This is a genomic window from Pseudomonas sp. RU47 (genome assembly GCF_004011755.1).
GTDB lineage: Bacteria > Pseudomonadota > Gammaproteobacteria > Pseudomonadales > Pseudomonadaceae > Aquipseudomonas.
The window spans coordinates 2,754,945-2,770,214 of sequence record NZ_CP022411.1 but is presented as its reverse complement, the minus strand read 5'-3'; the positions used below and the strand labels follow the sequence as shown (position 1 = coordinate 2,770,214).

General features: G+C 57.8%; 4 protein-coding genes. All 4 read right to left on the bottom strand.

All coding sequences use genetic code 11. The features are described 5' to 3' along the window. Positions 1 to 204: 204 nt before the first annotated feature. The 4 genes from CCX46_RS12655 to CCX46_RS12640 all read right to left on the bottom strand — a co-directional run bounded on the left by CCX46_RS12655 (position 205) and on the right by CCX46_RS12640 (position 15,005). Positions 205 to 507, bottom strand: a complete 303-nt coding sequence (locus CCX46_RS12655; RefSeq protein ID WP_127926933.1) for a hypothetical protein — start codon at positions 505 to 507, stop codon at positions 205 to 207. 78 nt (positions 508 to 585) lie between these two features. Further along, entirely contained in the window at positions 586 to 1,047 is a 462-nt protein-coding gene (locus CCX46_RS12650) for a hypothetical protein (RefSeq protein ID WP_238704396.1), read from the bottom strand. Positions 1,048 to 1,314: 267 nt separating this feature from the next. Continuing rightward, positions 1,315 to 1,617 (bottom strand): hypothetical protein, encoded by a 303-nt coding sequence (locus CCX46_RS12645; RefSeq protein WP_095050112.1) that lies wholly within the window; start codon positions 1,615 to 1,617, stop codon positions 1,315 to 1,317. Beyond that, positions 1,614 to 15,005 carry a hemagglutinin repeat-containing protein gene (locus CCX46_RS12640; RefSeq protein WP_127926929.1) on the bottom strand — a complete coding sequence of 4,464 codons (13,392 nt, stop codon included), beginning with the start codon at positions 15,003 to 15,005 and terminating at the stop codon, positions 1,614 to 1,616. Before CCX46_RS12640 ends, CCX46_RS12645 begins: the two co-directional genes overlap by 4 nt. Between the last annotated feature and the right edge of the window lie 265 nt (positions 15,006 to 15,270).

Below are 15,270 nucleotides of genomic sequence, written 5' to 3'. Positions count from 1 at the left end.
TCAACGAACACTTGAGGGATGTATTGGCAGGTCGGACTTGCAACGATCTTGACGCTCGCTTGCCGAAGGGCAGGAAGAAACTCCCCCTCGGGCTGGATAAACAGGCATCACTCTGGGCCTGTCTTGCTGCGCCGCTCAGACAAACGACAGGCGGCCAGAGCCACCCGTTCGTTTCCCGGAACGCGGAAATGCGACGTCCCCGGATCAATACTTGAATTTCGTTTTCACTTGTTCGCCTTCGCGATAAGAGAGAACAAACGCCTTCCATGGTTCACCGCGTTTGACTGCGTTTGCCTGCAACTGATCGACCAGACGAAGAATTATCGCCCCGTTTATATCGGTTTCGGCGTTCCAGTCCTCAATTCCGTCTTTCTCGACGGCCAATTCCGTTTCTATGTAGCCCTCTCCAAACTCCACACCATATCGGAACGCGTCATAACCATGGATTATGCCGGCTTCAACCAGTTGGAAAATCTCTTCGAAAATTTTTATATCTTCAGTGATCACTCTTTAACCCTCGGGGCTGGGCAAAGGCGGAGTTTCCTCAGATCCATTCACATTCCCTCTATAACCAAATTCTTTACGTTACTTGCCGCTGGAAGCCTGTTCACATCTGATCAATCGCTCTAGAACAGTCTGTTGAGCGGGTAAGGAAGCGGCAATTTCCTCACTCACTTCTTCGATGCCGTCAGACCATCTGTAGACTCTGAACTGCCCCAGAAAAACTGACACCAAGCGCAGCAGCAGACAATGGTCCAGCGCACTCCCGCCCTCGTCCAACTCAATAATAATGAGCGTTTTTTCTGCCATATCGACAGGCCAAAGAGAGCCGTCTCTATACAGAAAGTCATCGAGCGCAACCCCTTTAAGCTTTTCAATTCTTATCCAGAGTTCGCTGTTCTGCTTAGCGCTCCATTTCTTGTTGAGTTCCCATTTATTGACTTTTAAATCGAGGAAACTGCAGTCGTTAAACGACTCTTGATCCTGGATGTAGGAGACGGGAACGTCGCCCCATGCCCGACTTACCAGAATCTCTCTGTCAGGCAAGTCAGATCCTGATTCCACAACAACTGCGTATCTATTAGTCAACACAAGCTTCCTTTTTCTTGCGAGCGCTGCAGACCTTTCTCAGCGTTTTTGATCAGTTGATTTCTTGCTGACTGAGGCGAAAGCTGGACAAAAATCGGGAGCAGAACCGCGGACAGACCACGTTTATTTAAACGGAGTCTGTCCCATTTATCCCATCAGATAGAAGGAAACGGGCAACCAGCCACACCCTGGCCAATCAAAAAAGCTGAAATGCAGCGTCTCAAATCAATAATTGAATTTGGTCTTCACTTGCTCACCATCGCGATAAGACATGACAAAAGATTTCCAAGGCTCGCCACGCTGCACGGCATTCGCCTTTAAATCTTTTGCCAAAAAATACACGTCGGAGACATCGAAATCGATTTCAGCGTCCGTTACCTCAACTCCGTCTTTTTCGACTGTCAGTTCGGCCTCCATGAACCCTTCACCCATCTCTATCTCGTAACGGAAGGCGTCGTATCCGTGAACAATACCCTCGTGGACCATCTGAAAAATTTTTTTGACGATTTCTAGATCATCTGTAATCACTCGATTATCTCCGGTATTTTTCGGGCTTCGTTCTCAAACACTACAGACTTGGTCTTGCCATCAATCGTGTAAAACACTTGCAACGAATCAGGCCGAGAAGATCCTGGCTCTTCACGTTTGAACTTTATTCTCGTGAGGCCGACCGTTTTGGAAGGATCTTCAAGTGCTTCCTTGATTCTATTTTCATAGAACACCTTGTAAGCCGAATTGTTGAAGTTTCTGTCTTGCGGAAAGAGATTATAACCATCGCACGTGCCGCCCTGGCTACACGCCTGGGCATGCCCACCGACGTCAGTATCCCGGCCTTCTTTACCCGCTGCAGTCTGCCGCGGATCTCGAGGCACCTTTTCCTTGACCGGCGTGAAGGTCAATTCCTCCACCATCCCTTTGCTATTGGTCGTAAAGGTACTTCCATTATCAAGCTCATAACGGGTGTTGGGACTTCTGGCAGCAGGATTGTTGAGCAGTTCATATTCATGACTGCCTTTGACGGATTTGGCAGTCTCGACCTTCACCACGGCCTCGATATGAGGCTTCGCCCCGTCGCCGTGCCCAGAAGCTACAGGTGGCTTGCTCGTCGGCCCGTCTACCCACCCTTTGACCGGCGCATCACCAAACTCTTTTGCCCAGTCAGGATGCTTCGAATCGATCGTAATTGGATCAGAGACTTTCCCGCCGGTAGTCCCTTTGCCACCGACGACGCTGAAAACCTTGCCCGTGACGCTACCTGCCATGTTGGTTGCGGTGCCCAAGGCAATGTTCAGTAGCGTCGCCGCGCCTCGTACATAGGCGTCACCGCCATCACGAGAGTTTGCGCCCGACTCAAACATTTTCTTGAGGTGGTTATCGTTTTCCACCAAGCCGTCCTTGGCCTCACCGCTTAGTTCACTGGCCAGGGTTTTAGCCAGGTTATCTTTCATCGCCTCAATTTTGTCGCCGAACAACTTGTTGATCAGGACATTGCCTGCAAGACCGATAGCAGCTTTTGCCGGCCCCATGGCTGCCTGGATACCCAACGCCAGCAACTGGGCCTGCTCTTTGGGCAGACCGTCCAGATAAGTCTGCAACTTGTCAGCACGCAGTAACAGCACGGCACCCGGAGTACCCGGTGCCGTACTCCCCAACCAAGTCTGTAGGTTATTTTTGTCAGTATCACGGTAATGAACCGATTCCCAATTATTCGATGCGCTATCACCCTTGCCACACTCTCCCGAAGCTTCGCAGGCCGCTTGCGCCGAAGAAAATGCGGCAAATACCTTCACGTATTCTTTGATAGCAACGATGTCTTCCTTTTCCAGGTTATTGACATCGCCCGGATCCCTGCCACTTCGAACCAGATTTTTGGCGATGTCCAAAGCTAGATCGTCACCCAGCCTTTCGCGCGCCGAAGCAGGTACGTCATCCAGCGATACCCGCTGTGCCTGAAGATTGGTCCAGGCTTGGCCAACCATGTTGACCGGTCCGGTAATCAGACTGAGCGCTGCCTCAAAGGAACCTTGCGTAGCGTCCGCGTAGTTCTCTATTTTTTCTGCCCAGGCCTTCAAGGTACCGGAAGGATCCGCTACGGCCTCAAGGGACGATTTGCTCACGTACAGATCGGTACGAGACTCCTTGTCCTTGGTAATTTCGTAGCCCTTGTCAACGTCGCGATTCAACCCGACAGTCGAATCCTTGCCAGTCCCGGCATCCTGGCGCACCACAATTTCACCGGCGCCGACGGTGCCTCGTACGATCTGTTCGCGATCCTTGTCGTACTTCCAACCACTGACGCTCCAACCGGCCTCGCCTTCTTTGCCTTTACCTGTCTGGCTGGCGTCCTGGGCACCAGTGCCTTTACCCGCCGTGTAACTACCACCAACGTTCAGGTAGTAACCGTGCTCCTTGTCGCTACCGGCAATATCACTGAAGCCCAACGTGCCGGTGTCCAGTTTCAGATTGCCGTTGTCGGCAGCGATCAGTGCACCGTCCAGCTGAGTGTGATTCTCGGTGCGGATATCAACCTTGTTCTTGCCGGTGATAATGGTCTGCTGTTCGATCCAGTTGGTCTTGCCCGTGGTCTGGCCGTAGCCGACCGAACCACTGACACCGGCACCCGGGCCAATCGTAGCGGTCACGCTGATATCGAATTCTTTGCCCTTAACCTTTCCGGTGTCGGCCACTGATGAGACATTGAGGTCACCCCCCACGCGACCATTCACCTCATCGCCGCGCAACGTGGCGCCGGCAATATTGGTGTCCTTCCCGCTGGTGAAACCCAAGCGGTCTCCAGCGTAGAGGTAAGCCTCTTGCTGGCGGTTGCCCTCGCGCTCCAGATCGCCTTTGCCCATGCTGACACTGGCGTAAACGCCAACACCCTCGGAACCAAACACCAGACCCACTTCGCCGCCACCGTTGTGCCGGTTGCTGTCGCTGCTGCTGTCGTTCTGCGCCGAGCGGATATTGAGATCATTGAAAGCGTTGAGTTCGATATCACGACGGGCAGTGACCTGAGTACCGATCAGATTCAGATCATGGTCAGCTTGCAAGTTGACGTCCCGGCCGGCACCCAGTTGAGTCGGCGTAGAGGTGCCATGTGAGCCGTCTTCAGTGGCGATGCCATAGCTGCCACCGATGCCGATCTTGAAGCCGCCACTGGTGCCACCGTGAATGCCGCCCCAACTTTCGCGCTGCGTGCTGTCCTGGTTGACATTGCCTTTGGCCACATCGAACGTGACGTCACGACCGACGACATTGATGTCGCGTCCGGCGAGGAATTTCGCCCCTTTTATCGTTACGTCGTTCTTGGCATTGAGGTTCAGATCGTGACCGGCATTCAGCGTCGACGATCGGCTGCTCTGCTCGATGGTTTGCTGACTGCTGCTCTGCTTGCTGTTGCCGAACTTGACGTCTGCTGTCGGCCCGGAGAGGAACTGGCTGATGCCATCCACTGCCTTGAGCGTACTGGAGCCCTTGCTGACATTGTCCTCGCCCTTGCCTGCACCATTGACCGCGTCTTTCGTCTGGCCATAGTTGTGGTCGATGCGCACGCCCAGACCGTTGCGCTCGGTCTCGCGTTGCTGTTCTACCAACAGGGTTTCGCGGCCGGCATCGATGTTGATGTTGCGCCCAGCAGTCAGGTCGATATCGTTACTGGCCTGCAGATCCGAGCCAATCTGGTTGATATCGCGCTTGGCGTTGACGGTCAGATCCTGCCCCGCATTGATCTGGCTGGCGGCACCGGTCTGCTGTTCACGTCGATTCTTTTCCTTGAGGCCATCGACACCGGCAAACAAACTCACGCCATTGTCATCGCTGGAAATGCCGATGCCTGTCTGTCTGGACTTCGACCATGCCTGCTCGGCACGGTCATTGGCTGCCGCCACGACATTAACGTCCCGGCCGGCGTCCATGCTGACATGACGTCCAGCGTCGATACCGCTGCCCACCACATTGATATCGCGCTCGGCACTGAGGATCGTGTCACGGCCGGCCGTGACCAGGCTGCCCACGCTGGTGTTACCTTCACCCAGCCGCCCTGCTTCTTTGGCCGAAGAAAGGGAAAGGAAGCCACCCGAGACCGAAAGACCGGTTTTCTTTTTATAGGCTTCGCTTCGGCTGTAGTCCGTGTCATTGGCCGAAATCAGATTGATGTCGCCGGTGTCATCCACCAGACCGGCACGGAACTCGACATCGTTGCCCGCTGTGGCAGTGCTGGCCTGCAACAGGAAGTCTTTACCTGAAGCGACGACGACGTCGTTGCCTGCTTGCAACTCGCTAGCGACCTGACTGGTGCTGGAGTTGACCGCACTTTTGCCACTTTTGGAGAGACCGAAGGAGCCCTTTTTAGTGGTCTTGCTGAAATCACTGTGTTCGTCAGTCGCCGAGAGCACCGAGATATCGTTCAACGCGCCCAGAACCAGATTGTTTCCAGCTTTCAACTGACTACCGATCACGGTGAGATCACGACCGCCGTCCAGAGAAACACCGCCCTTGTCCGTCTGGCTGGCGTTTACGGTCAGGTCGTGCCCGGCTTCCACAACCGAGGCCACATTGGTGCTGTCGTAAATTTCGCTCTCGGTGGTTTTGCGACGTCCGTGCGATCCCTTTTTCTTCTTGTAGTAATAGGATGAACTTTCATCCTCGGCAGAGGCGATGGCGATGTCCTGAACGGCTTTGAGGCTGACATCATCTTCGGCCTTGATCCGGCTGGCGATAATGCCCAGATCGTTACCTGCTTTCAGGGCAATGTCCCGGCCGGCGTTCAATACCGATGATTGTTGCGTGACGCTATGGGTTTCAGTTGCGCGCTTTTTGCTGCGCGAAACGTAATCACTCTCGTCGGCGGCCGAGGTGATGACAATGTCATGGCCGGCGTCGGCCTTGAGGTCGCGCTTGGCATCCAGTCGACTGGCCACAATCGCCACGTCACGATCTGCAGTGATCGACAGATCCCTTCCGGACGTCACTTCAGCGCCGTGCTGGGTAATCGTTTGATTGAGGTAACTGCCGCCCCGCGCATCGGTGCTGCGATTCTGCACCGAGGTGATGTTCACATCGCGATCAGCATCGAGCGTCATGTCCCGGCCGCTCTGCAGCACGCCGCCGATGTTGTTGATGTCTTTGCCGGATTTGATCGTCAGGTCATTGGCCGCTTCGATTCGCGCAGCGTTATCCAGATAGTCACGGTGGTACACACTGCCACCGCGGCTGACATCGACACTGGTCACATCACGCTGGTTGATCACACTGCCGTTGGTGGCCGTCAGGCTGACGTCCTTGCCGGAGATGATGCCGCCGGACTTGTTGATGATGTCGTTGCCGGCCTTGAGCGTCAGGCGCTCGCCGGCTTCGATCAGACCGGTGTTGGTGAGGTTGTTGCCGGCTTCGGCCGACAGGTTGTTCGAGGCTCGCAGCGTGCCGGCGTTATCGAGGTTGCCGCCAGCAATCAGAGTGACGTCGCCGCCCTGAATCAACGCCCCGTTTGGCGCCAAACGGTTATTCGCCTGCGCCAGATACAGCACCGGCACCAGCACTTTTTCGCCGTTCACTTCGTGCTCTTCGAGCCAGACGATGTCATGGGTCAGTGCCGCCACTTGCTGCGCGGTCAGGGTGACGCCCACCGACAGGTTGAGCTGATCCTTGCTGGCGATGGCATTGTTCATCAGGTACTTGAACATGCCTTCGTCAGAGGTCTGGCCATCAATGAAGCGTTGGCCGGTGCGGGCGACCACGGCCTGCTGCACCATGCGCTGCTCGAACAGACCATCGCCCAGACGTTTGGCGCTGGTGTCGGGGTCGTAACCGAGCTTGCCCAACAGATAGTCCGAACTCATGAACTGCTTGAGGTTGGTCAGCACCGGGTTGGTTTCGATCAAGTATTTGTGCGGGTTGGAGCGCACGCTGGTGTCGGGCAAGCCTTGTACGCGCGGTACGTCAAAGGAAGGGCTGCCACGGCCAGGCACCAGCACACCGACTGGACCGTCAGCTGCAGTTGCACCCACGTTGAACTGAGCCGTTCTGTCGTTGAGATTCAGCGACGCGGCATCACTCAACGCCAGATCGCGTTTTTTCATCGAGACCGGAGCGTCTTTGTCGATCTGGAAATCGGTCGCATGTCTGACCGGCATTCCGGTGGTATGTCCAGAGGATGCTGCAGTGATCGAGCCGATTGCCCAGTCTTTGATCGGCGAGATCGCTTGTTCGCTGCCATCCTTGCGGCTGAGGCGGAACAGACCGTTATCGCCCGTTGGCAGGGTGAAGCCCGGCAAGGCCAGTGGGTTGACCTGTTGTTGGGCCAGGTCTGGAGGAAGCTGGGCGTTGATGCGGATGACGGTCGGCGTGACCTGGCCGCCCAGTTGGGTAGAACCCAAACGCGATGCGCCACCGGCCGATGCGTTGCCGTTGCGAACCACACCGTTATCGAGTTTGTTGGTCGCGTTTATGTAAACGGTGCCGCCTGCCTGAACCACGGCGTTGGCATTCGCTGTCGGACTGCTTTCGGTAGTAAAGGTGTTGAAAGGTGTCGCGTTCTTGATGATGTCCGGGGCTTCTGCGCGCACGCCAGCGTCGTAGCCAGGAGGAGCGTAACGGAGATTCCCCCAATCGTATTCGATGGCGATCGAACCAAACAGAAGGTACCTGATAGCCTCGCGGCCACCTTGACGCCCGCCTATCCGGGTGAGTGATTCAACCGCATTCATATCCCAAGTGTGGATATTGGGAACCATCTTGATCTTTCCGTCCACGACACCGGTTTGGCGCGAGTCATAATCCGGATCGTTTGCGGCGTTGTAATTCAAGACGTCCTGCCAGAAGTCCGGGCCCCTGCTCGCCCTGGGTGCATCAATCCAGCGCGTGACGGTGTAATCCCCAACCGTTGCCCCTTGGTTAGTGAAATTCTCCACGTTGAACGTCAGATTTCGGCCAGCGCTGACAACCGACGCATTATTGATGAATTCGCGCCCGTTCCCCGTAAGATCGCGCCCGGCCGTCAATGTGCCTGAAGCCGAATCCTTGACAATGGTTGAATGGTATTTTTCAACCCAGACCAAGTGGCTCGGCAGGCGACTCTCGAAGTTGATGCCGCTGAATGAAGTACACGTCGTGCAGCGAACGCCAATTGTTCCCGAAACGAGCCCGCCACCCGCAGCAACCTCAAACACATCCTTGCGGTTCTCAATGTGATCAGCCGCCAGACTCAGATCGCCAACACTTTCAATGGTCGCCGAAATGTTATTGATCGATGAACTCCAGCCATTGCTGTCATCGCGGGCAATGCTGATGTTGCCCATGCCGTAAATGTCGGCATAACGGTTGGTGAGCAAACCCACGCGCAGGTTCATGTCGCGGCCGCTGAAGATCAGCCCGTTCTGGTTGAGCAACGAATCACTGTTGATCCGCAGATTGCCAGCGCTGCCTAGGGTGCCGTTGTTGACCAACGACGCGGCGTTGACGGTCAGACTGTCGACCGAAGTGAGTCGGCCCAGATTGGTCAGGTTGCCACGGCTGGTGAGCGTGGCGGTGGATGCACCGGTGATACTTGCCACACTGCTCAAGTCAATGCGCGAAGCAGTAAGCCCCAGATCGCCGACGCTGCTCACCTGGCCATTGCCGCCGTAGTTGCCGGACAGCTGGATGTCCATGCTGCCGTCACTGGCAATCAAGCCTTCGTTGCTCCAGTTACCACCACGTCCCACCAGTTGATTCGAAGCCAGCAACTGCCCGCTCGCGGTCTGCACAAAATTGCCGACATTGACCGTCAACCGCCCGGCCTGAATCACGCTGCTGTTGATCCAGCTGTCGGCGTTCAGTGTCAGTCCGCCACGGGTCACCAGCGAGCCGCCGGCGTTCATCACGTTGGCGGTGGAGATACCGAATTCACCAAGGCCGACATGCGTCACCGAACCGCCGGCATTGAGGAAGCTCGGGGCTGCAAGGGTGAAATCAGTGTTGGCGGTTTCCACCAGACCATTACGGTTATCGAACTGGCTGCCGATCTGGAAATCGGTTTTACCGCTGGTGCCGAGCGCGCGCAGTTTGCCGCCCTGGTTGTCGAGGTTGGCCGCGCGAATCGCCAGTGTGCTGGCGCTTTCGATCAAGCCACTGCGGTTGCTCAGGTTGCCGTCGACACCCAGCTCGATACTGCTGCCGCTGATCTGGCCGTTGTTGTTGCTCATCAGGCCGGCGATGGTTTTCACCACGCCTTTGGCATAGATCCCGCCGCCGCTGTTATCGAGGGTGTTGCCGCCGGCGTTGAGCAGGATGTTGCCGGTGTTGGCGGCGATTCGTCCGCCGTCGCTGTAGATACCGCCGAGCGCTTGCAGGTCGAGGCGACTGCCTTCGATCTTGCCGCCCTGGCCGTTGCGCAACACGCCGCTCAGGCGAGTTTGCAGCAAACCCTTGAGACTTGAAAGCACACCGCCTCGGCTGTCGAGGCTGGCAGCGTTGAGGGTCAGGTCGCCGTTCTGGGCGATGATTTTGCCGCCCTGGTTGTCGATCGCGCCGTTGCCGGTGTTCACGGTCAGCGCGGTCATGCTTTGCACCGCGCCTTTGGAGTTGTTCATCGCGGCGGCGGTGAGAGTCACGCCGGCATCGCGGCTGGACAGCAGGCCGTCGGCGTCGTTGCGCAACGTACCGCCGGCGGTGAGGTCCAGTTGGCCGTTGGCCGAGACGGTGCCGCGCTGGCTGTTGTTCAGGTCGCCGCTGGTGAGCAGGCTCAGCAGGGTCTGGCTGATCAACTGGCCGCCCTGGTTGTCGACGCTGGCAGCGCGTTTGATCAGCAGCGCGGCGCCGCTGCCGAGTGCGCCATTGACGTTGGTCAGGGCGCCGAGCAGATCGAGGGTGACGCTGTCGTCACCGACCAGACTGCCCTTCGTATTGTTCAGCGGGCCGCCGGTGAAGGTCAGGGCTTTTTTCGCCATGACGTTGCCGGAGGTGTTGTTCAGGCTGGCCGCGCGGATGTCGAGGGTGTCGCCACTTTTGATCAAGCCTCCGGCCGCGTTATTGATCGCGCCGCCGGTCATGCTCAGGGTTTGTTTGCCGTCACTGCTGACCGTGCCGGCGCTGTTGTCGAGACTGGCGGCGGTGATGGTCACTTCGCCGAGGCCGCCGATGCCGCCCTTGCTGTGGTTGAGCAGCGCGCCGCTGAGGTCGATGTTGACGTTGCCGAGCTGGCTGGAGATCGCGCCTTCCAGGCTGTTGTCGAGGGTGCCGCCGCTGAGGCTCACGCCTTTCCAGCCGGAGAGCAGACCGTTCTGATTGTTCAGGTCGGCCGCTTTTACGGTCAGTTGATCGTTGCTGATCAGGTTGCCGCCGCGGTTATCGAAACGGTTGCCGGTGAGGCTAAAGCTGTTGACGCTGGAGATCTCGCCTTGCTGGTTATTCAGGTCACGCAGGGTGGCGATGCTCAGCACGCCTTTGCTGTTGATCACGCCGTTCTGGTTATTCAGGTCGCGCAGATGGGCAATGCTCAACGCACCTTTGCTGCTGATCACACCGTCCTGGTTATTCAGATCCTGCGCGGTGGCGCCCAGGTCAATGTTCAGGCCTGAGACGCCGACCAGCGTGCCGCCCTGATTGTTCAGGCCGGTGCTGTTGAGGGTCAGTTGTTGTGCGGCGCGAATGCTGCCTTTGTTGGTGTTTTTCAGCAGGCCATCGACAGTGACCTCGATGTCGCTGTCACTGAGCAACACGCCGCCATCGCTGTTGTCCAGACTCGTCGCGCGAACCTGCAATGCCGCAGCGGCAATCGTGCCTTTGATCGAGGTCAGTGCGTTGTCGAGGGTCAGGGTGAGTTTCTGGTTGCTCAGCAGTTGGCCGCCGCTGTTGTCCAGTGAAGTGGCGATCAGTTCAAAAGCCTGGTCGCTGGAAATCTCACCATCACGATTGTTCACCTCGGTGAGGTTTTTCAGTAGTAACTGGTCCGGTGCGTTGATCACACCGCCCTGATTGTTCAGCGCGCCACCGTTCAGATCGACGCTGACAGTCCCGCCGCTGAACAGTTTTCCGCCCTGCTGCTCGAGGCCCTGGACATTGGCGTTAAGCGAGTTGCCGGCGCCGAGACTGCCACCGCTGTTGGTCACCTGACCGGCACCGATCTCGACGTGGTCGTCAGCGTAAATGCTCGCCTGACTGTTGTTGAGGGCACCCGTGCTGATGTTCAGATTGGCCTTGCTGCTGATCACACCTTTTTGCTGGTTATCCAGCGCGCTGCTGTTGAGGGTGAGATCGCCATCGGTCAGCAGGCTGCCGCCCCGGTTACTGATGGCGCCGCGCGTGTCGACGGTCAGCGCTTTGGCGCTGGAGACCGTACCGGCGTCGTTGTTGAGGCTAGCGGCGTTGATCGCCAGGGCACCTTCGTTGACGAGGCTGCCCTGTGCGTTATTCAGATCCCCGGAGAGATTGATCGCGAGGTCTTTCTGGCTGGTCAGGCGACCACTGTTTTCCAGCGTCTCGCCGCTCAGCGTCAGCCCGGTATCACCGGACAGCAGGCCTTTATTGCGGTTGATGACGTCGTTGACGGTCAGCGCCAGATTGCCACCGGCGAGCATGTAACCGCTGTCGCTGTTATCGAGCCAGGCGCCGATCAGGCTGACATCGCTCTTGCTCGACAGCTCGCCGCTGCGGTTGTCGACACGCTCGACGTTGAGCTTCAGCGCATTAGTCGAACCGATCAGACCTTCCTGACGGTTATCCAGACTCGCGGCGATGATCGTCAGGCCGTTGTCGGCGATGACCACGCCGTTCTGGTTATCGAACATGCCAGTCACGCTGAAATCAACATCGCCCCGCACACGAATGTCACCGCTGCTGTTGTTCAAACTGTCGCTGCGACTGTCGAGGCTGGCGGAGGCGATCAGGCCTTTGACGTTGCTCAGCGCGCGGTCGATGACCAGGGTGAGCTTTTCATTGCTTAGCAACTTGCCGCCGTCGTTGTTCAGGCTTTGTGCGTTGACGCTCCAAGCCTCGGCGGCGGAGATTTCGCCGGCGCTGTTGTTGACGTCCTTGAGGTTTTTCAGCAGCAACTGGCCCGGCGTATGGATATTGCCGCGCTGGTTATTGAGCAGACCGTTGTTCATGTCCAGGGTCAGGTCGCCGTTGCTGAACAGCTCACCGCCATCCTGCTCCAGCGAGGTCAGCGACGCCTCGAGTTTCTGCTGACTGCCGAGGCTGCCGCCGGAGTTGTCCAGGTGCGCGGCGGTCAATAATAGTGAGCCATCGGTGGCGATACTGCCGCCCTGTCGGTTCTTCAACTCACCGGTAGTCAGGGTCGAATCAGCCTTGGCGCTGATGATGCCGTTGTCGCTGTTATCCAGACTGCCGCTTTTAAAGGTCAGGCCTTTTTGCGAAACGATCAGGCCGCCCTGACTCAGCACGGAACCGCTGGTGGTCAGCGCCATCGCTTCAAGGCTCGACAGCTTGCCCAGACGGTTGTCGAGGCTGCCGGCGCTGAGGGTCATCTGCCCTTCGCTGCTGATCAGGCCTTGCTGGTTGTCCATGGTCTCGTCGAAGGTCAGCCCGAGAGTGTTCTGGCTGACGATGCGCCCGCCGACGTTGCTCAAGCCGATGCCGCTGAGGGTGCTCGCGCCTTTGCTGAAAATCAGGCCGTTGCTGGCATTGATGATCTGCGCGACCTTCAGCGCCAGCGTGGTGTCAGACAGCACCTTGCCGCCATCGCTGTTGTCCAGCCGTGCGCCGTTGATGTGCAGGTCCAGCTGGCTGGAGAGTGTGCTGGCGCGGTTGTCGATCTGCTCGACATTGACGGTCAAAGTCTTGAGCGAACCAACCAGACTGTCCTGATGGTTGTTGAGGGTTTTGCCGGTCAGCAACAGGTTGCCTTCGGCGACCAGTTCACCGTGTTCTTGATTGAGGCTGTCGATGTTGGCGTCGATATCGCCCTTGGTGGAAATCCGTCCACCGTCGTTGGTCACGGCTTTGGCTTTGAGGCTCAACAGACCGGTTGCGGTGAGCAGGCCGCCATTGCTGTTATCCAGCGTGTTGCCGTCGAAGGTCAGCGCGGTTTTGCTTTCGAGGCGGCCCTTGTCGCGGTTGTCCAGGTTGTCGATCAGCAGTTTGGTGGCCTGATCGGCGCGAATCGTCCCGCCACGGTTGTCGGTGTTGGCGCTGCTGACGGTCAGGGTATTGAGGCTGGAAATCTTGCCGGCGCGGTTATCCAGGCGCGTGGCCTGCACGTCCATGGCGCCGTTGGCCTGGATCAGGCCCTTGTTCTGGTTGTTCAGTTGCTCGCGGATCCGCGTGGTCAGTCTGCCTTCGCTGGTCAACTGGCCTTGCTGGCTATTGTCGAGTTGTTGGGCTTTTAGCGTGAGGGTCTGTTTGGCGCCGATCTTGCCGGTGCGGTTGTTGATCGCGCCGAGGGCGCTGATGTCGAGCAGACGGCCGGCGCTCATCAGGCCGGCAACGTTGTCCAGCGAGGTGACGTTGAGAACCGCGTCGGTCTGGCTGCTGAGTTCGCCGTTGCTGTTGATCAACTGGCCGATGTTGGCGGCAAGAATGGCGTTGCTGTTGATCACGCCTTGGCTGTTGAGCACCTGCGCGGCGTTTAGGTTCAGGGTGGTGTTGCTCTGCACTTTGCCGGCGTTGCGGTTGTCAAGTGTGCCGGCAGTGATGGCCGCGGTTTGCCCGCTGAGCGTGCCGCCCTGGTTGTTCAGGGTTTGCGCGGTGGTGACCGTCAGACTGCGGCTGGCGGTGAGGCTTTTGCCGGTGTTGTCGAGGTTCTGCGTGGTGAGGCTCAGGTCGCCGCTGGCATTGCGGCTGCCGTCGGCATTGACGCCGGCTTCGATGGCGCCGGCGTTGGTCAGTTGGCCGCCGGCGCTGAGGCTGATGCTGTCGCGAGCCGCGAGGGTCTGGCGGTTGGTCAGGTTGCCCTGGGTTTGTACGTTGAGCGCGGTGCCGGCGTAAACCGGGCCGCGCGCGTCGAGGCTGGCGGCCTTGACGTTGACCGCGCCGGTGGCCGAGGTGTCGACCAGACTCAACTGGCCGTTGGCGTCGAGCTGGATATCGCCGCCGCTGGCAATCAGCTTGCCGTCGAGTTTCACCCCGACCCCAGCCTCGGTGCCGACCAGTTTGATTGCCCCGGCGTACATGCCGCCGAGTGCCGAGGAGTCGATGGCCAGTTGCGGTTTGGCGCTACCGTCATCGGCGCGGGAGGTGGCATTCAGGGTTTGCGCGTTGACGTCGTTACGACCGGCCACAATCGTCAGGTTCTGCGCCTGAATCTCGGCGTTGATCTTCGCGCTGCGGGTGATTATTTCGAAACGGTCAACGTTGGTCGCGTTGAGGCCCGCGCCTTCGATGGCCACCGAACCCTGATCCACTTGAAAGCGATCCAGCCGACCGTTATCGAGCACCGGTTTGCCGGTGGTCAATGTCACCCGTGGCGAGTTGATGAAACCGCAACCGTTGCAGGTGATGCCATAAGGGTTGGCGACGATAACCCGCGCCGACTGCCCCGCCACTTCGGTATAACCGCGCAGCTGGCTCGGGTTGCCACTGATGACTTCGTTGAGAATCGCCTGCGCCGAACCGCTGTTTTTCAGGTTCGGGTTGTCGACGATATGCCCGCCCAATTGCGTGATCGTATTCTGCGTCGAGCCGTTATTGAGGATCAGTCCTTGCGCGCCGACGTTGTAATCGTGGAACTGGTTATGCGACAGGCCGCTGGCATTGGGCGTGGCGATATTGATGATCGGCACGCCGTTGCCGGCGCGATCCAGCGAGGTATTGGGGTTGGCCACCACAATACCGTCGGCCTGCGCCCACATCGGTTGCCAGAACATGACGTTCGCCAGCAGAAACGCCAGGCCGCGCTTGGGCATGCCGAGGAAAGACTCGCGGGTTTTCACGGCAGCAGCAGGCTGACGAGCGAGAAAGGCGTACTGGCGAACGTCCATGTTGAAGATCTCTTTACAACGGGCAGTAATAGTTGGATTGACGGCAGGCGCACTACCGGCTGATGGCACCCACATGGATGCGATCAGAGCAAATAACGGGAATAGGGAGATGACGTAATGACGAAGTCGATCTCGGAGCAGGTGAAACGGCCTATTGCAACCGGTAGTAGCGCATTGATATCAAAATAGAGGCGCGATATTAGATGGCCACTATTTTGGCGTCAATTTTTGAATCACTTGAAGAGTCGATCCCGATGAGCGGTAT